Source organism: Vibrio sp. MACH09, from assembly GCF_033238805.1.
GTDB lineage: Bacteria > Pseudomonadota > Gammaproteobacteria > Enterobacterales > Vibrionaceae > Vibrio.
Genome location: NZ_BSFZ01000001.1, coordinates 2,109,852 through 2,129,391 on the forward strand (window position 1 = coordinate 2,109,852; position 19,540 = coordinate 2,129,391).

Consider the following 19,540-nt stretch of genomic DNA (forward strand, 5'->3'; position numbering starts at 1 on the left):
GCAACTCAACAATTTAAACCGTTACTGAATCAGATTAATATTAATGATCAAAACTGATGGAGAGCTCTCAATACAGTTACCCTTTTTTTCGATACTCTCTCTATACTTAGCGATAGTAACGTGACCGACTCAGTTCTGATTAAAGAGATAACTATGAAAAGCTCAGTAACACTTCCCTATTACACCCACTGGCCAAAAATTGAATCTGCTATTGGCAAAGATGACACCATTGAACAGGAAATTAGTTACATACTTTCTCTAATGACAATTGAAGAGAAGGTTGGTCAAATGATTCAACCAAACCTTAGAGACATTACTCCTGAAGAATTGCGACAGTATAAACTCGGCTCAATCCTGAATGGTGGTGGAAGCTGGCCCAACGAAAACAAGTACGCGTCTGCCAAAGAGTGGGCAGAGAAAGCCGATGAATTTTGGCTTGCGACTGAAGAGGTTTTCAAAGATAGGCCATTTAGAATTCCATTTATCTGGGCGACTGATGCAGTCCACGGTCACAACAACGTCTATGGCGCCACTGTTTTTCCCCATAATATTGGCTTGGGTGCGACTCGAGATAGCGATTTAATTGAACGAATTGGGGCTGCGACCGCAGTAGAAGTATGTGCGACAGGTTTAGATTGGACGTTTGCCCCAACCGTTGCCACACCAAGGAACCTGAGGTGGGGGCGCGTATATGAAGGTTACTCGGAAGATCCTGAAATTACCTATCAATATGCAGAAGCGATGGTACGAGGATTACAAGGTGATGAAGAGTTATTAAAAGGCGACACCAAAGTAATCTCAAATGTTAAGCACTGGCTCGGAGATGGCGGAACCGCTGACGGCGTTGATCGCGGTATTAATAATTACAGTGAAGAATTGCTGATTAATATTCATGGTATGGGCTACTTCAGCGGCCTTAATGCTGGCGCGCAAGTGGTGATGTCTTCATTTAATTCTTGGACGAATGAGGCTAATTACGATCACAGCCCGGACACAACTCCGCTATACAACCATAAGCTTCACGGTAGTCACTATCTACTCAATGATGTATTGAAGCAGCAAATGGGATTTGATGGGCTGGTTGTCACCGATTGGAATGGTCATTCAGAAGTGAGCAAATGTAGCGAAATTGACGCCACTTACGCCATCAATGCGGGTAATGACATTTTAATGGTTCCGGTACGAGAACATTGGCCACAAGTGTATAAACAGACCATCAAAGACATTCAGTCTGGTCAAATAAAAATGAGCAGAATTGATGATGCGGTAAAACGAATTTTGCGAGTAAAAATGAGAGCTGGGCTATGGCAGAAGTCAAAGCCTAGTGAAAGACAACTCGCAGGGAAACCTTCTGCATTAAATAACCCTCATCATAGAGCCCTTGCTCGTGAGGCAGTAAGAAAATCGTTAGTATTACTAAAAAATAATCAGCAAACTCTACCGTTGAAACCTTCTCAACGCATCCTGCTGACAGGCAGTGCCGCTAACGATATTCAGAAGCAGACAGGTGGGTGGAATCTCACTTGGCAAGGCACAGAAAATACACTAGAAGACTTCCCCAACGCGACGACCATTAAATCTGCTCTGGAGAGCGTAATCGATAAAAATAACCTGCTCTTCTCTCCTCAACTCGACGATGATTTATCCAATATCGATGTCGCCATTGTCGCCTTTGGTGAAGACCCATATTCAGAAATGATGGGGGACATAAAACAGTGGCAGTCGCTTGAGTTCGCCTCATTGAAGAGAAGCTATCGAAAAGATGTTGATAAGATTCGCTATTTACAACAGCAAGGCATAAAGGTCATTAGCCTCTTTTTCTCAGGCCGTCCTTTGTACGTGAATGAAGAGATAGCAATGTCTGACGCGTTTATCGCGGCTTTCTTACCGGGTACTGAAGCACAAGGGATTACCGACGTTATCATCGCAGATGACAACGGCAAGCCTATTTACGATTTTAGTGGCAAGCTCTCATATAGCTGGCCAAACAAAAAGCTCTCTAGTAGCGTTAACCGTATTCCGCCTCATATCCCTAATTACCAGTTGCCTGAATCAGAGCAAGATCCACTAGGTAAGGATATGCCACTTTTTCCTTACGGATACGGCTTAAACTATGCCAATCATGAAGAAGCCAATAATCTCAACATGATTGAATTAGACATCAGTGAAGAGAGCAAAAACCAGAAAAATATTATTGAGCTGTTTGGTGTTCGTTCTATTATTGGCGATTATCAGGCAAAAATTCATCACTCAAAACATAACGATGCCATCGATGTTTCATTGAACAACCCACTCTATTATGACTGGATAACGACGCTACCTTATAACTATCAACTTCAACAAGATGCTGTAGAGGTGAAGTTTACCGACCATTCCGCTTGCTTCTACATTCAGACCGCAGATGGTGAGTACGATAACGTATCTGCATTTACTACCTTGTCATTTGAGCTACTTATCTCAACACCTGTTCAGCAACCCATTTACATTGCTATGGGTGAGAGCCGGGACATTATAAGTTGCGATATAGACAAGCAATTTAACATTCAACCTAAGTTAAAAAGTGTCGTGAATGAATGGCAAACCATCACGGTGAATATTGACGATTTATTGCCATCTGACCATCAAAAATCGGTGGATGTGCCATTTGCGATATGGTCATCCACTCCGTTATCCACAGTTATCGCCAACGTTCGCTTATATTAAGACCTGTTATTAGCTCAATTGAGGAAGCGCATGAATATGCGCTTTCGCTTTATATAGACGAAGCAACAACATAGAAACAAGTAACAGGCTAAATGCAACCAACATAAATCCTGTTGCGACTAAATCAAGGTGCGCCAGCAAAGCGATGATGACGTAACTAACACTTTGACTCATAGTAGAAAACATCTTTAATCCACCCTCGACTCTGCCTCTCTGTGCCACCAAGACTTCATGGTTCATCTTGTTTATCCGCGCAATTCGATTAAACGCATTGAAAAAACCAATGGCAACGGTTGCAGCGATCATCACCAAAGGAGACAAATAACCCGCCATGACAAAAAGCAGCACACTCAGCGCAAACATCGACAAAATCATTGCGTGCTCACTTGAAATGTTAGCAAGTAACCTGCTAATAACCACACCACATAGCAGAGCCCCTAAACCATAACTTATTTTCCAACCGGCAAACCACGAACCACTAATATCCTCCTGAGCGAAATAGATCGGCACTAATTTGACCAAGAAGGTTAATACTGGATATGAGAGCGAAGAGAGCGCTAAAAACAGATAGAATCTAGGCTGAAAAGTATAAATAGCTTTTATCTCAAACAGCTGCTGCACAAACGGAGTATGACTCGCCGCTTTTGTAAGCTTCCTGTTGTAGGGAGTAGCTAGGTAACACAACATTGAGATCATTGATGCTAACGCGGCAAAAAACGCAAACTCTACAATAGACCACTGCTGCAACAACACAATGCCAGCTCCCCCTGCTCCCAGCATAGTCATCTGCATCACAACTTCTTGCTGGCCAGTGACTTTTGCGTATTCACTTTTTTGATAGTTCTCCTGAGTAAACGCATTGTTGGTGCTCCAAGCAATGTCACCACTCAGCCAAAATATCAACTGGGCTAACGCCAATACCCATATTGAAGAGAGATCCACCACCGCTAACAGAGCGACCAATAAAGCGGTGCTAAACTGGACACACTGCATTATTACTAGTATCGATTTTCTTGAAAACCTATCTATCCAAGTTGAACTAAACGGCGTAATAATAAAAGATGCCACTGTGCAAAGCAGTGCTGTTAATGCCACAAATGTACCCATATCAGCTTGAGACAGCATTATCCAAGGCAATGCCATCATAAACATACCTGACGAAATCCCATCAAAAAAACGGCCAGACAAATATAACTGTGTTCTATTCTTCATTTCCAACTCCCTGTCATTAGACCTTTAGCTTAATAGTTAAAGTTAACTTTAAGTCAATAGGGGTTAGGAATGATTAACCAAAAAAGAAAGCGTGATGAGAAAAGATATTGAGTAATAAAGTAAAAGCCGCTTAGAAGCTAAGCGGCTATAGCAACACACTACATTGCGTAGCTGTATGGCGCTTGTATGCCCAACGGGATACCTAATGCCCAATATGCGAGCAAGAAGATAGTCCAGCCGATGAACATAGCAATAGAGTACGGCATCATCAAAGAAGCCAATGTACCAATCCCCGTTGACTTAACATAGCGCTGGCAATACACCACAACTAATGGAAAAAACACCATCAACGGAGAGATAATATTGGACACCGAGTCACCTACCCGATAAGCCGCCTGAGACAACTCAGGTGAGATGCCCACAGCCATTAGCATTGGTACAAGTATTGGTCCAATCAAGGCCCATTTTGCGGAAGCAGAACCCACTAACAAATTAACCAGTGCAGTCAGTAAAATCATTCCCACAATGGTAGCCTGACCCGGAAGGTTCATCGCTTTTAAGCCCTCAGCACCATAGAGTGCGAGCATTGTGCCAATATTTGACTGACCAAAAGCAGACAAAAACTGGGCACAAAAGAACGACATTACGATATAAGCACCCATAGTCGACATCGTATCTGACATGGCTTTAATCACATCATTACTTGATTTAAATGTACCTGCGACTCTCCCGTACACCACACCTGGGACAATAAACAAAATAAAGATAAGTGGCACTATTGATTTCATTAACGGTGCAGAAAATGCGGTCAGTTCTCCGTCACTAGAACGAAGAGCTGAGTTCTCAGGATAAACAGCAAAAACCAACAGAGCAATACCCGCAACCATCGCCCAGCCTGCGTATCTAAATGCTTTAGATTCAGTTTGAGTAAATGAAGCTAAGTCCGGTGCTTGTTCTGCGTCATCATCGACAGAAACCGATGTTAGCCGTGGCTCTATAATTTTCTCGGTCACATACCAGCCAATCAGCACGATGATAATTGACGATAGTCCAGTAAAGAATATGTTCGCTAAAGGATTAACGATGTAACCGGCATCAAGAACTTGAGCGGATGTCTGAGTAAAACCGGCTAGTAATGGATCAATACCTGAAGGAATAAAATTAGCCGAAAATCCACCGGATACACCAGCAAACGCCGCAGCAATACCAGCGAGTGGATGACGACCCGCGGCATGGAAGATAATGCCACCAAGAGGAATAACCAACACGTAACCAGCATCCGCCGCAGTGTGAGAAACAATAGCAACCAGTACAAGCATTGGTGTTAATAGTTTTGCCGGCGTCACATTAAGCATTTTCTTAAGGCCAGTGGTAATAAAACCTGAAGAGTCGGCAACCCCGACACCAAGCATAGCTACCAAAACAATGCCTAACGGTGCAAAACTTGTGAATGTTGTGACCATATTAGCTAAAAATGACGCAAGAGCCTCACCAGTTAGCAGGTTATTGATCTGTAAAATATCGCCAGTTCTTGGGTTGATTAGATCAAAGGAGAAATGAGAAAGTAACGCGGAGAGAACCCAGACGATGATTAACGCCCAAAAAAACAGTATGGCAGGATCAGGGATTTTGTTTCCTGTTCTCTCAATTAAATTTAAAAAACGGTCCATTCTAGAGGACCTGACATCACCTATAATGTCAGTAACCTGATCATTCATAAAAGCTCCGGATAAGTATTAAGCAAAAAAATGCCTTCAACCTAGTGGAGCACTACGAGCTTATCAAGAGAGAAATTGTAACCAAATATTCGTATCAGAGATTGTCGTTTTTCAGCTCTTCTAATGGTAACCAAACCACCTCAACTTTAGCCTGACCAAACATCTCTTCACTGATTGCGATTTTCTCTCCCCATCGAGACAAGAAATCTTCAGTTTGAGCAGGACAATTGACTTTATCAATGCCTGTTTGAATTATTTTTGCTGCGCAATTTGGACATGGAAAATGAGTTACCCAAATCTCACTGCCTTCTAAATCTCCTTTCGCAAACAGTATGGCATTCTCTTCAGCATGCAAGGTTTTCAGATACTTCATTTCACGCTCATCAGTGTCGGCACTATCCGAAACGCCATGTGGATAACCATTGAAACCAACCGACACTATGCGATTCTTTTTAGTAATTACAGCACCAACTTGAGTAGATGGATCCTTACTCCAAGAGCCAACTAGTTCTGCCATCTGAAAAAAACGTTTAGCCCATTTAGAAACCATCTATTTACTCCTCTGTTTTGGTCGCCTTACAATTTCAACTACTTTTAACGTAAACCGTTAATATAGGCAAGTAAGCAGCGAAACTAAACTGACTATTTTGCCGAAAGAGCCATTAGCTTACCCGCAATATCCTGCAGTGGTACTTTTAATGCTTCATCTATCGCTGACTCACTAATTCGATCGCCTGCGTACTGCATAACCAATCGCTTAAATGCTTCGGGATCGGTACTGCTATCATCACCTTCATATCTTGGCTGACCACCCGCCTTCACCATCTCATCCAGTGCCAGCAAAATTATTCTATACGCGTTAACCAATTCAGTAGACTCACTGGTCATATTGACGTCACTCCTATTTATATCGTTAGTCACGATTGTAATACAAATGTAAATTAAAATGGTATTACAGTTTGTGCAAAATACCAACTTCGGATATCGATTGAACACTCGCTCAAAAAATATGCAGCGATTTAGAATAACTACCCACCAGACAGGCTTCGACTTATACCGCAATTACTATGCCATCAATCTATTTATTTACTAAATAGAAGACCTTGTTCACCATAACTCATGATTATCACGGCAATCCTGTTTATATTATGTGAACAATATCACTTTACTTATGAAATTCTGTTGGTAATATGTTTCGATAACGTGACTTGCCGCCCTTCGAAAAGGCTGTACCTACAATAATTAAAGAAGAGATAAGTTATGATCAAAAAAATGAGAAAAGCGCAACTTAAACGTTGCAGAAATCGTTTCTGGAAGGAAGCTTCCAAGAAATAACAAGAACCAGGGCTAACTAAGTGTAGCCCTTTTTATTGCCTGTCATTTATTCAGGTCTGTTGACCCTAGTAGCCCATCGCGATCCATACGCCGATGAGTAGTCTGGACAAGTTACACCATCCAACAAATCCTCAACAGGTTCCAAAGGGCCAACAACGGTTCGATAAGGCATTATCCCAGCCCAAACAGCAAGATCCAGATCCGCTTTATCATCATTGACACCATGACAACCAATCTTCACCGATGCTTCTGTTAAAGGCATTACTAAAAGATCGGTGGCATCCAGCTCTTTATCATTGCCTAACCGAACCTCTTCCGTACGACCGGGAGCGATCTGCTCGATAAAGTGATTCAGTAATCGATCTTTTTCTTCTCTCGATTCAATAGCTTGAAACTGACCAAATACCATAACGGAACGGTAATGCGCACTATGATGCATGGCTGAACGAGCCAGCACCCAACCGTCAAACAGAGTGAAGGTCATCGACGTTTCAACACCACTCTTCAATTTCTTTATTAAGCGACTATTTCTTGCCCCATGCAAATAAACATTGTTATCAACTCGCCACGCTAGCATGGGAATCACCATTGGCGCCCCTTGCTCTATTATTGCGACATGAGCAATTAAACTTTCATCAATAATCTTCCACAGCTTATCTTGCTGTAAACACGCTTTATGTGCCGCTTTTTTTATCTTTGTTCTTGGAGTGTTGGATAACATCGTGACCTCCTCTTGTCTTGTTATACCGTCAAATCACTAGCCCAGCCTGTTCAACAATAAATCCCTTAACAATAGCGTTTGCTTAAAGTATTCGTTGTACAAAACATAAGCTCCTTGGCAATATAAACTTCAACTGGTATTTTATTTAGTGCCAGTTTTAACATTTATGTAGGGCCAGTTATGATTGATATTGGAGATCTTACTATTTCATCTGCAGTTTCTTCCCTGCAACGGGCACTATTTGATGAAATTCGGATAAAAATCACCAGTAAACTGTGGAAAAATGGCGCTAAACTCCCCTCAACAAGAAAAGTAGCCGAAGAGCTGGCGATTAGTCGCAACACCGTCACTCTGGCGTATGAACAGCTGGCGGCCGAAGGCTATATTGAGAGCAAGGCTGGATCTGGTTTTTTTGTTTGTGTAGACATCCCTGAAAGCTTTTTGCTCTCCTCTATTGATCAACCAGCAATCGGTAGTGACAAATCGATACACGATGCAAGTTCTAGCCGCGACTATAATCAACCATTCTCACCGGGAGTTCCTGATCTAGCACGCTTTCCATATTCTCGCTGGCAACGAATAGTCCAGCATCACCTCTCACGTCCAACATTAGCAGGATTTGTCGACTTACAAGGACTTAGCCAGTTAAGAACCGCTCTAAATCACTATCTCGCATCATCTCGCTCTGTTCGATGCAACCCAAATCGAATTATCATTACTAGTGGTGCACAACAAGCATTAACCATCGCTATGCTGGCGACTTTTACCAGCAAGGATACACTGCTCATGGAAAACCCGGGCTACCGACAAATGACCAAAGTCGCAGAGCTTTTTGGTTTTAACATCGACCGTGCAAATGTGGTTGCAGAACATGGCTTACAGCTAGACAAGTTGTTAAATAGAAAATGCAAAGGAATCTACCTAACTCCTAGTAATCAATATCCTATGGGAACAAGCTTAAATACCGAGCAAAGATTAACACTATTAACATGGGCAGCTGAAAACAGAAGTTGGATTATAGAAGATGACTATGACAGTGAGTTCCAATTTTCTCATCGTCCTTACGCTTCATTACAAGGATTAGCGGAACAATCAGGAATCACCGATCACTGTATTTACATAGGTTCGTTCAGTAAAACAATGTTCAATAGCTTAAGAATCGGTTACATGGTGGTGCCAGAGAGACTTTTAGAAAAGTGCCTCACGATTAAAGACGCATTGGCGGGATCAACCCCAAGCCACCTACAAGCGGCACTGGCTGAGTTTATTAGTGACGGTCACTACATCAGGCATTTGCGCAAAATGCGTAAACACTACCAACAAAAGCATACCACTATGTGCCAATCAATTTCTGAGCATTTTACTGACAAGGTTGAGATCATTAGTCAAGCGGCGGGATTGCATGTCACTATTCGCTGGCAGGAGGGCGCAACGGAGCTGAAGTTTTCTCAACAAGCAAAAAAAGAGGGCATTACGATACGCCCTCTTAGTTACTATGAACACCAAGCTACCGACAGAAGGTGGCAGTCTGTTGTACTAGGTTATGGTAATGTCTCGTTAGATGATATTGATCCACTCATAAAACGTCTGGCCGCAATATTTATCAAACTCTCACTTACAATAACCCGTTAAGACTGATAATACTATTTAGCTCGGAACTTGCGATGACAAGCTTTACAAGTACCTGTCGCGTCTTTAAATCCAGCCACAAGTGCAGCCTGATCCTGAGCTTTTGCTGCGGTATAGAAGGTATTAAAACCAGTATTCAGCTTCTCTAATCCCATCGAAAACTTGTCATAGTTTTTCCATATCGCTGCTTTCGCATCACTGCCCGCTTGACTACCTTCTGGAAAATGATTTTCTAACACGGATGCATGCTGAGTTAACGCGCTGCCGTAAGTTTCGAGCTTAGCCCAATCAAACTTACCACTTTCTAACATTTCGCCAACCATTTCCACATTGTCTTTAATACCTGAAAAGGCATCTTGTCTTGCTTTTATATCTGACTCAAACCCAGCCGCCATTGACGTTAACGATACAGGGAGTAGTAGAGTTATTATTAGTTTTCTCACTTTGGCTTCCTTTTAAGTTGCTCATTTATCGAGCGTTTGTCCCGCGTAAATAGTTACACAAAAGTTATGGTCATGTAAACCAGACTATTGTAAATTACTGTCAACTAACGCTTTAATCGAATAAGGATTCACCATGAGAGTTTGGGATCTACCTACGCGCCTATATCACTGGTTTCAAGTCATTTTAGTGGCAGGGTTAATGTATACAGGCTCAACGGGTGAAGGGCCACATACTAAATTAGGCTTACTTTTAGTGACCTTAATACTGTGGAGAGTTCTTTGGGGATTTATTGGTAGCGAAACGAGCCGCTTTCTGCAATTTGTTAAGTCACCCATTAAAGTACTCGCCTATCTTCAAGGCAAAGCTAAGCATGCTCCCGGGCACAACCCTGCTGGTGCTTATATGGTTATCGTAATGATCTCTGCTCTATTTTTTCAGGCACTAACCGGATTAGCGCTAGCAGGATACTTAGATCCCCTTCCCGGCTCAGAAACTTGGTTAAGTGATGAGATTTTTGATTATGCGGTTATCGTTCATGAAAATGGGATTACAGCGTTGTATGTTCTTATTGCGATACACCTATCTGCAATTGCTCTCTATAAGTTAAAAGCAAAACCATTGGTAATGGCGATGATAACTGGTGAACAAGGTTCAGAAGAAGTTGAAGTTTCAATGGTATCTAACAAACGCGCTCTCGTGGCACTGCTATTCTGTCTCACGGTTACAGTGGGGCTCTACTTGCTATCACTGGATTAATCACAAATAAACCGATTTTATACTCTCTTCGAACAAACTAAATAGGTTATTTAAGCTTTATCTAATTTAGATTATTTGGTACTATGTTTCAGTTAATGGCTTATGCCAATAATATAGAGTACAATTTTCCTCCGCTATACTGGTATATAAGCGCTATATAAAAGGACTGATTCATGAACACTGCTGCCACGGAAGAGCAAGGCAAACTTTGTCATTTCCCCATCTCATTTTTTGCAGTAATTTTAGGTCTTAGTGGCTTAACACTGGCATGGCGATCGGCTGGAGGGAGCATTATTCCTCAAGCTTCATTCTGGCTAGGGATTTTTACCTCTATCGCGATGGTTTCAGTGACTGGTGTCTATCTGCTAAAAATCATTCGCCATCCAAAAGCCGTGATGGCAGAGACTCGTCACCCCATCCGTCTCAATTTTTTCCCTGCTTTTTCAATCAGCCTTCTGCTGTTGGCGGTTGTTTGGCAAGATTATCACTCCGTATCTCATACACTTTGGATGGTGGGTGCTTCTGTACAACTTATGTTAACCATTTATGTTATCAGTAGTTGGATTCACCATAATCATTATGTGTTAACTCATGCAAACCCTAGTTGGTTTATTCCTGTTGTGGGTAATATTATCGCTCCAATTGCAGGTGCACACCTTGGCTATACGGAAATAAGCTGGTTTTTCTTCAGTATCGGTATCGTTTTCTGGGTTGTCTTACTCACTATTGTAATGTATCGACTGTTTTTTCATGAACCATTACCGGCAAGACTAACGCCCATGTTGTTTATACTACTCGCTCCACCTTCAATTGGTTTTGTCTCTTATACCAACCTAGTAGGTGAACTGGATGTATTTGCTCGAGTTCTGTTCTATGTCGCGTTATTTTTAAGTTTTGTATTGTTCTCAAATATACTTCGCTTCAGCAAAGTGCCATTTTTTATCTCTTCTTGGGCATACTCATTTCCCATGGCGTCCCTGACAATCGCCACCGCGAAAATGGCAACCTTTACCACAAGTCTATTTTTTGACAGCCTGTCGATACTCTTTTTGACCTTGGTTTCTGTTTTACTCGCTTGGCTCATCATTCGTACTGTCAAAGCAATATTTAATGACGAAATATGTGTTCCGGAATAGCCGATGTAAAAAAGGCAAGGTGATTTAATCTCCTTGCCCCTATCTATTGATCACCACAGACGATAATGAGTTGCGGCTAAGCGTATTAGTTTTGCTCTAACACAAGACGTAACTCTTCATTACTGGCCACATCTTTCCACCATGCGTAATTACTCACGGGATTGGATAATGTGACATTGTCACCGAAGATTGGCGTTAACAGTTCAACCCCATTCTGCCCTGCTAGCTCGCTAATACGCTCGAAGGGTTCGTACCAGTCGTGCAGTGATAAATCAAAGGTGCCATTATGGATTGGCATCATGGCTTTTCCTTTCAAATCTAAATGCGCTTGCATACTCTGCTCTGGCAGCATATGGATATCTGACCACAAATCATTATAAGCACCCGTCTCTATCATGGTGACATCAAATGGCCCATAGCGCTCACCAATCTCTTTAAACCCGTTAAAGTAACCACCATCGCCACTGAAGAAAAGATTATATTGCTCACTTTGAATAACCCAGCTCGCCCATAAAGACTCATCTCTATCAAACAACCCTCGCCCTGAAAAATGCTGCGCCGGTGTAGCCACCAGTTTTAAATCATCGATTTCTATGCTTTGCCACCAATCTAATTGGGTAATTTTCGAAGCGTCCACGCCCCACTCTTGCAGATAATCACCAACTTTTAACGGTGTTACAAAGTACTCAACTTTGTCCGCTAGCTGCTTAATGGCGGCTTTATCTAAGTGGTCATAATGGTCATGGCTAATGACCACTACTTTTATCTCAGGCAGTTCGTCTATAGATATTGATGTAGGATGAAATCGTTTTGGTCCCGCCCACTGTACAGGAGAAGCTCTCTCACTAAACACGGGATCAGCCAGTACATACTGACCATTTAAACGCATAAGTATTGTCGAGTGGCCCAATCTATAAATGGCATCTTCATTACTGCTATCCAATTCTGCACGAGACAACATTTTTAACGGTATATCATTTACAGGAGTCGGCTCACTACGTTTTGCCGATACTTGCTGCTTAATTATTTGCCAAATATTGCTCAAACTTGGTTTATATTTTATTTCGCTATTAACGAACTTGCCTTGTTGGCTTTCCGCACCAGACTCTGATGCACAAGCAGTAACTAATACGGCTGACATAAACGCAACTCCTACAATAATCTTAGTTAATTTCTTCATTTCAACGGGCCTACCCATAAAATCTACACTAAGCAGTTTACATTCTTAAATTGAAAAGTAAACCGTTCAGTGTACAATTGCTGTGAGTATTTTTTCCGGCCTTGTGAACAAAATGGTAACTATAAAAAAAACCAGAAGTGAATTAAAAAGAGAAGCGATTGTAAATGCAGCAAAAAAAGCATTTGTTGAACATGGTGTTCAAGGCATCAGTATGGATAAATTGTCCGAACTAGCTCAAGTATCAAAACGTACTGTATACAATCATTTTGCCACCAAGGAAGAGCTCGTGATGCACATCATGTCCGACTTATGGCGACGAGCAACGACGCAAATTGAACGGGAATACTCTTGTTTGCAACCACTACAAGATCAACTTGTTGAGATACTCACTGCGGAAGCTCATATGTTCTCATCTCAAGAAAATATTGATCTATCGCGAGTTGCCATCGGCTACTTTTTCTATAAACCCGATGCACTAGAAAGAGAAATGGCAAAGTTTTCTTCTAGAGAGACCACATTATATAAATGGCTGGAGGCGGCGGTTGCAGATGGAAGATTGAAACCGTTAGATTTCGAGTTTGCTAACAGCCAGCTTCATAATTTAATTAAAGGGCGCTGTTTTTGGCCACTGTTAATAAATGCTAAACAACGTATTTCAGACCAAGAAATTGACTTTGTCGTGTCCGAAGCCGCCGCTATGTTTATTAACCACTACAAAGCTGAAGGTTAATCCCTACCTCTGGTTACCCACCAACTCATTAAAGAGCCTAAGGTAACCAGTAATACGCCTTGCCAGAAACTGGCTGAGAGCGTGACTCCCAAAAGAAGCATGGAAAGTAGGGTTGATAATATCGGAGTAAAATAGGATAAGGTCGCAAGAAACATCATATTCCCTCCTATAATAGCGATGTTCCATAGCGCATAACCACTTCCCATCACAACCCCCGCAATCAAAAGGTAACTGATCGATTTAGCAGTAAACGTCATTGGTGGCTGATTCGTTAAGACGAACTGCAACCAAAGCGATAGCGCGGTGAAAATGAAAAACAGAGTAATGCCATTTTTACCGTTTGAAAGTCTTTTTGTTATATTACAGTAGACAGCCCAGATTATCGCACCAACAAAAGCCAACAAATAGGCTAATGGATTGCTCTGCACATTATTCATTACTGTTAACAACGAGAGCTCTTGCCCACCCATTAAGCTCCACGCGACACCAAAAAAAGCAATAAATAGACTCGGATAAATCCACTTACTAATGCTTTTTTTACTGCCCAAGATGGCAAACAGTACCGTTAGAGAAGGCCACAAATAGTTGATAACTGCCATTTCTATGGTTTGAGAACGATCAATAGCGTAACCAAGAGCCAGAGAAAAACAGACTTCGTATGCGGCAAACAGACCACCAGCAATAACAATGTAGCTCCAAGAAAAATGCCTTAGCTTAGGTATTCCTATCGAAACTAACAAAAACAGTGACGCCACACTGTATATCATTGCAGCGCCACCAATTGGCCCTAATAACTCAGTCACATGTCGAATGAGCGCAACCAAACTACTCCAAAGCAGAATTGCTGCAACACCAAATACGGTATATCTGTCTAAAGCTAGCAAAGTAAATCCTTTTTACTTATCTATGGTTAAAATGACGCTCGATTAACGCTTGCTGATACTTCGGTACGCAACATCCGTTAAATAATCATTTAGTTTATGTGATGCGCATACCGCCTCATCTGCATCTGTGTGACATACCGCTCGTAACGTTGCGGCGTGTAGATGAGAGGCTTCTGCCAAATCTGTTGAGTCATTCTTGTAAGCGAACCAAAATCGACGAGATAGCCCCTGAAGTGGTGCCATGGCTAACTGCAAATACTCATTCCGTGCCGCCTTAACCAGTACGTTATGGATCTGCTTTAGCAACACAGAGTATTCAACCTCATCACCATTTTCCGCACAAACCTCTAGCTTAGAAGCCAACTCTTGCATCTGTTGTTTCTCGTCAACCGACGCTCTAACCGCAGCATATTTAACGCATAACCCTTCGATATCTCGTCTTACTTCCAATATTTTTAATTGGCTTTCTACTGAAATAGAAGGGATTTGTATGCCTCGACGAGGATGGATTTCGACCATTCTTTCATAAGAGAGCCTTTGAAGTGCTTCTCTTACTGGTGTTCTTCCTAAATCTAGATTTTCAGCCAACTGCTTTTCACTCACCATACTTCCAGGTTCAAGTTCGCGAAAGATGATCATTTTCTCTAACTGGTTATATGCAATCTCTGTCTTATTTATCGGATTAATATTGTTATTCATTCTATTTTCCTAGCCAATTTTAGTGAGCAGACTCACGAATATCATAATCGCAATTGTATCACAAAAAATATCAGCATATATTCGAAACACACAACTGATATATCAGATGACTATCAGTAATCTATTAGCGAGGTAATCATGAAAGATTGGAAAATTGTTCGCCGTTTTGAACAAATACCGGATCTGCCGATCTTGGCTTCAATCGATGTATTAGTGATTGGTGGCGGCGCAGCCGGAGTAGCGGCAGCCGAAACCACTGGTCGTTCAGGAAAAAACACATGGCTGATTGAAAAATACGGCTTCTGTGGGGGGGCAGCGGTTGCTGGCCTATCTGGCACAATCTGTGGCATGTTTATGGCAAGTGACGATCCAGATGCACAACCCGAACAAGTGGTATATGGCTTCACTGAAAAATTCCGCAAAGAGTTAAAAGTCAGAAGTGGGGTCACTGAGCCTCAACGGTATGGCAAGACCTACACAGTAACCCATGATCCTTTGATCTGGCGTGAAGTCGCAGACGATCTGCTAGAAAAAGCGGGCGTTACCACTCTATTTCACACCGCGGTAACGGGCGTCATTATGGATAAAGACACCTTTAAAGGTGTTGTGATTGAATCCAACGCAGGTCAAAGCGTCATTTTAGCCAAAATGATCGTAGATGCCTCTGGTGACGCAGCATTGATTGCGCGTGCCGGAATGGATTACTACTTCGGCGATAACGGACGTATTCAAAATCCCACCATGTTCTTCCGAATTGGGGGCGTTGACATTGATAAGTATCTCGACTACTACGGCGATGACACCATCTGCCCAGCTAAAGTTACTGACAATATCCATAACGCTAACGCAAGTGGTGATTATGTTTTGCCTCGTCACAAAATCTGGATATTTCCAACAACCCGACCAAATGAGCTAATGGTGAACGCAACTCGCCTAGCTGGCCAAGATGGCCGCATTCTCAATGTGATTGATCCAAAAGATTTCACCGAAGCTGAAATCTGGGGACGTCGCCAAGTAAGAGACTATACCCGTTTCTTAAACAACTTCGTTCCAGGATGTGAAAACGCCTACGTAGTCGATACCGGTGTAGAAGTTGGTATACGACAAACTCGCTCGATTGTCGGAGTGGAAACATTAACCAATGAAGATGTTGTCAATTGTGTAAAACGCAGTGACAGCATATGCCGAACTCCGTGGCCAATTGAGCTTCATTCCGGAGATAAACCAAAACTTCATTGGTTAATTAATGATTATTACGATGTTCCGTTTAACACACTCGTTCCAGTTGTTGGTGAGAACATTATTGTTGCAGGGCGTTGTTTAAGTGCAGAGCACGAAGCACTCGCTTCAGCTCGCGTTACTGCGCAATGTTTTGAGTACGGTATGGCAGCGGGTATCGCTGTTGTAAAAGCAATTGATGAAAATAGACGTATCCGCGATCTACATGGTGAAGAAATTCGCACTATTATGATAGATAACGGCAGTGCGTTGTAAGGAGATAAAATGAAAGGTACAGCAATAAAAAGAGTTGAGCTTTACGCAGTTGCTGATCGTGACGCACCACCGATTCCCTGGGCAGACAATCAGGAACCTCTTTTATACACCAATAACATCGTTCGTATTATTACTGAAGATGGAACTGAAGGTGTCGGTGCAACAATCAGCTATACAGAAAACGACTTCGATCGCTGCATTATTGAAGCTATGCGTACAATTGTTCCTGGGTTAATCGGCAAAAATCCTCTTATGACCGAAGAACTTAATACATGGCTTGGCGCTCGTTGTTCATGGGGTGGCTTGCCTGCAAAATCCCCAATTGACATTGCAGCTTGGGATATCAAAGCGAAAAAAGCCAACATGCCTCTTTACATGTTGCTTGGCGGTGCTCGAGAAAAAATGCTGTCATATGCTTCTACGCCTATGTTCGATACTGTAGAAGAATATTTCCCCTACGTAGATGAATGCATCGAAGCAGGCTTTACTGCTATAAAACTTCACTGCTACTGCGTATACGATAAAGATGTAGCATTAGTCAACGCAATTCAGCAGCGTTACGGTGACACAGGTATTCGCTTCATGCTTGATACCGCTACATTTTATAATGCAGCAGAAGCAATGAAAATGGCTAAGCTGATGGAAAGCTACGATTGGGAATGGCTAGAAGCGCCTGTTTCTGATTATGATTACAAAACCTATCAACGCCTCGTGGACAAAACGGATCTTGAGATCTCTAGTCACGGTAACTGCTTATTAACATTACAAGAAGTAACTTACGCTCTTGGTAATGGATTTTGGTCTGATGTTCGCCAAGACGCAACCGTATGTGGCGGCATTACTCAACTCAATAAATGTTTTGCTATTGCAGAAGGTCACTCAAAAACATTAGAAATTCAAAGCATGGGCTACACCATCACCCAAGCAGCCAATTTACATGTGGCACTAGCTCACTACAACTGCAAATACTTCGAACAGTTTTACCCATATGAGAGTTTCGAACTTGGCTCTAATACACAAATTCGTACAGACAAAGATGGGTTTGTTCACGCACCAGAAGGAAATGGATTGGGTGTAGAAATGGACTGGGAAGCGGTAAAAGAAGCATCAATTGCTCACTATGTTTTTGAATAATTAAATATTAATGACGTGAAATTGTTACTCCCGATCCATAGGCGGGAGTATCAAGGAGTCCTTTATGGAAAATAGTAAATCAAGTAATTTTGACCGCACTACAATACTGATCTCTCTGCTCATTATCAGTGCGTTGTCTGTATTTTTTCTAACAGATACTGAGCGTGCCATTAGCATCGCTGGAAGTATTTTTACCATGATCGCTTATAATCTTGGTACGCCTATTCTGTGGTTTGGTTTTGCCATGGTAATAGTTTCAGTTTATCTGATGGCCAGCAAATACGGTAACATACGTATGGGCGAGGGAAAGCCAGAGTACACCAATTTTGCATACATCACTATGATGGCACTCGCCGGTGTGGGTTCAGGTACCGTTTACTGGGCCTTTTTAGAATGGTCTTACTACATCAAGACCCCTCCTTTTGCTATAGAAGCGGGCTCTGTTGCCGCGCATGAGTGGGCAGTAACCTACTCTCTGCATCACTGGGGAATTACTGCATGGGCTCTATATGCCATCAGTGCCGTGCCTATTATGTACTCCTACTATGTGCGTAAAAACCCTTCTCTAAAGATCAGTGAGATCGTACAGAGCATGATTAAAAACCAAACTGCAGGTAAAGTGGTTGCTCGTATTATTGACATCACCTACCCAATCGCGCTGGTTTTTGGCCTTATCATCGTACTGGCTCTAGGTGTGCCAATTGTATCTGCTGCTTTTGCTCAGCTTACAGGCCTAGAAGACACTTTGGGACTTAAGTTAGGCATGTTAGGTATTGTAGCAACACTGCTTATTGTGAGTTCATTTGTGGGTATCGAAAAAGGCATGAAAAATATCTCAAGCTCAGGTACTTACTTCCTAATCGCACTGGTTATTTACATTCTTATCTTCGGTCCGACGTTATTCATTCTGGAGAATACCAGTACATCACTGAGCATTTGGGCATCAAACTTCATCCATATGAGTCTGTATACGGATGCTATCACTCAGGACAAGTTCCCACAAAACTGGACAGCTTACTTCTGGGCATACTGGATGATTTTCATTCCTTTGATGTGTATCTTCATTACTAAAGTATCTAAAGGTCGTACTCTTCGTGAAGTCATTGCCTGCATGGTAGGTGGCGGTACAGTAGGTACAACAATCCTATTCTCAATTGTTGGTTCATTTATGATGAAGACCCAACTTGATAAGAAAGTAAACATCGGCCAGATGGTGTCTGACGGTCAAGCAAGTCAGTCAATTGTAGAAGCGTTAAATACACTACCATTCTCATCTGTTCTGCTTGTTATATTTATTATCTCGACCTTCTTATTGTTGGTCACCACACTGGATGGTTCAGTATTTACTGTAGCTTGTCAGACACAACGTGTATTAGATAAAGATAAGAACCCGGCAACTTTATTGAAAATCTTCTGGTGTTTGGTGATCATCGCTATACCAGCGGTATTCATTATCGTTAAAGCTCCAGTCGGCTCGATGCAATCTGCCATCTTGATATTCGCGGCACCACTGCTGGTATTAGTTAGCTACATGTTGTTCAAAACATTCAAGTACATGATTGAAGATTATGGTCACATGAGCGCAGTAGAGATTCAACAGATGCATAAACTGGAGACGGAAGAGGTAACTCCAGAAGTAAAGATGGAAGAAAATATTGAGGTCGCTCCTGCTAACGCAGCTGGCTAGTTTAATAATTCGCTAATCTACACAGAACTAAAGTCAGTCACAACAATTGTCCTCCACAACAATTAGACTTTGGTTCTG

Annotated in this window: 17 protein-coding genes; 8 read left to right on the top strand and 9 right to left on the bottom strand. The window is 42.1% G+C overall.

All coding sequences use genetic code 11. The features are described from left to right. Positions 1-153: 153 nt before the first annotated feature. Positions 154-2,703, top strand: coding sequence for a glycoside hydrolase family 3 protein (locus CHJ_RS09370; RefSeq protein WP_317917529.1), 2,550 nt, complete (start codon positions 154-156; stop codon positions 2,701-2,703). Positions 2,704-2,712: 9 nt separating this feature from the next. Here CHJ_RS09370 and CHJ_RS09375 read toward each other — a convergent pair whose 3' ends face one another. From CHJ_RS09375 to CHJ_RS09395, 5 genes are all read right to left on the bottom strand, one after another. After that, positions 2,713-3,915, bottom strand: coding sequence for an MFS transporter (locus CHJ_RS09375; protein WP_317917530.1), 1,203 nt, complete (start codon positions 3,913-3,915; stop codon positions 2,713-2,715). Positions 3,916-4,073: 158 nt separating this feature from the next. Continuing rightward, positions 4,074-5,633, bottom strand: coding sequence for an AbgT family transporter (locus tag CHJ_RS09380; protein ID WP_171753271.1), 1,560 nt, complete (start codon positions 5,631-5,633; stop codon positions 4,074-4,076). Positions 5,634-5,727: 94 nt separating this feature from the next. Continuing rightward, positions 5,728-6,183 carry a dCMP deaminase family protein gene (locus tag CHJ_RS09385; protein WP_171753270.1) on the bottom strand — a complete coding sequence of 152 codons (456 nt, stop codon included), beginning with the start codon at positions 6,181-6,183 and terminating at the stop codon, positions 5,728-5,730. Between the two features lie 92 nt (positions 6,184-6,275). Then, positions 6,276-6,521 carry a hypothetical protein gene (locus CHJ_RS09390; RefSeq protein ID WP_171753269.1) on the bottom strand — a complete coding sequence of 82 codons (246 nt, stop codon included), beginning with the start codon at positions 6,519-6,521 and terminating at the stop codon, positions 6,276-6,278. Between the two features lie 493 nt (positions 6,522-7,014). Beyond that, positions 7,015-7,689, bottom strand: coding sequence for a pyridoxamine 5'-phosphate oxidase family protein (locus CHJ_RS09395; RefSeq protein WP_317917531.1), 675 nt, complete (start codon positions 7,687-7,689; stop codon positions 7,015-7,017). 180 nt (positions 7,690-7,869) lie between these two features. On the opposite strand from CHJ_RS09395, the gene CHJ_RS09400 reads away from it, so the two are divergent. Next, entirely contained in the window at positions 7,870-9,321 is a 1,452-nt protein-coding gene (locus tag CHJ_RS09400; RefSeq protein ID WP_317917532.1) for a PLP-dependent aminotransferase family protein, read from the top strand. 11 nt (positions 9,322-9,332) lie between these two features. Here CHJ_RS09400 and CHJ_RS09405 read toward each other — a convergent pair whose 3' ends face one another. Then, on the bottom strand, positions 9,333-9,761 hold the full coding sequence (locus tag CHJ_RS09405; RefSeq protein ID WP_171753266.1) for a c-type cytochrome: 429 nt from the start codon (positions 9,759-9,761) through the stop codon (positions 9,333-9,335). A 133-nt stretch (positions 9,762-9,894) separates the two neighbouring features. Between CHJ_RS09405 and CHJ_RS09410 the strand changes: the two genes are divergently transcribed. Beyond that, complete coding sequence (locus tag CHJ_RS09410; RefSeq protein ID WP_317917533.1) at positions 9,895-10,518, top strand: cytochrome b/b6 domain-containing protein; 624 nt, start codon at positions 9,895-9,897, stop codon at positions 10,516-10,518. A gap of 173 nt (positions 10,519-10,691) precedes the next feature. Further along, a complete protein-coding gene (locus tag CHJ_RS09415) occupies positions 10,692-11,654 on the top strand; it encodes an SLAC1 anion channel family protein (protein WP_317917534.1) in 963 nt (320 codons plus the stop codon). Positions 11,655-11,739: 85 nt separating this feature from the next. Here the strand turns inward: CHJ_RS09415 and CHJ_RS09420 are convergent, their stop codons facing one another. Continuing rightward, positions 11,740-12,834, bottom strand: a complete 1,095-nt coding sequence (locus CHJ_RS09420) for an MBL fold metallo-hydrolase (protein WP_317917535.1) — start codon at positions 12,832-12,834, stop codon at positions 11,740-11,742. A 112-nt stretch (positions 12,835-12,946) separates the two neighbouring features. Here CHJ_RS09420 and CHJ_RS09425 point away from each other — a divergent pair, with 112 nt between their 5' ends. Further along, positions 12,947-13,564: a TetR/AcrR family transcriptional regulator gene (locus tag CHJ_RS09425; protein ID WP_317917536.1), complete on the top strand. Its 618-nt coding sequence runs from the start codon at positions 12,947-12,949 to the stop codon at positions 13,562-13,564. On the opposite strand, the gene yddG is transcribed toward CHJ_RS09425, so the two are convergent. After that, positions 13,561-14,448, bottom strand: coding sequence for an aromatic amino acid DMT transporter YddG (yddG, locus tag CHJ_RS09430; protein ID WP_317917537.1), 888 nt, complete (start codon positions 14,446-14,448; stop codon positions 13,561-13,563). The genes CHJ_RS09425 and yddG overlap by 4 nt on opposite strands. 42 nt (positions 14,449-14,490) lie before the next feature. Then, positions 14,491-15,147 (bottom strand): GntR family transcriptional regulator, encoded by a 657-nt coding sequence (locus CHJ_RS09435; RefSeq protein WP_171753260.1) that lies wholly within the window; start codon positions 15,145-15,147, stop codon positions 14,491-14,493. 138 nt (positions 15,148-15,285) lie between these two features. Here CHJ_RS09435 and CHJ_RS09440 point away from each other — a divergent pair, with 138 nt between their 5' ends. The 3 genes from CHJ_RS09440 to CHJ_RS09450 all read left to right on the top strand — a co-directional run bounded on the left by CHJ_RS09440 (position 15,286) and on the right by CHJ_RS09450 (position 19,462). Beyond that, the gene (locus tag CHJ_RS09440) at positions 15,286-16,641 is read left to right on the top strand and encodes an FAD-dependent oxidoreductase (RefSeq protein WP_171753259.1); all 1,356 of its coding nucleotides are present in this window, start codon (positions 15,286-15,288) and stop codon (positions 16,639-16,641) included. 9 nt (positions 16,642-16,650) lie between these two features. Beyond that, positions 16,651-17,775 (top strand): mandelate racemase/muconate lactonizing enzyme family protein, encoded by a 1,125-nt coding sequence (locus CHJ_RS09445; protein WP_171753258.1) that lies wholly within the window; start codon positions 16,651-16,653, stop codon positions 17,773-17,775. Between the two features lie 64 nt (positions 17,776-17,839). Next, the gene (locus CHJ_RS09450) at positions 17,840-19,462 is read left to right on the top strand and encodes a BCCT family transporter (RefSeq protein ID WP_171753257.1); all 1,623 of its coding nucleotides are present in this window, start codon (positions 17,840-17,842) and stop codon (positions 19,460-19,462) included. The last annotated feature ends 78 nt before the right edge of the window (positions 19,463-19,540 follow it).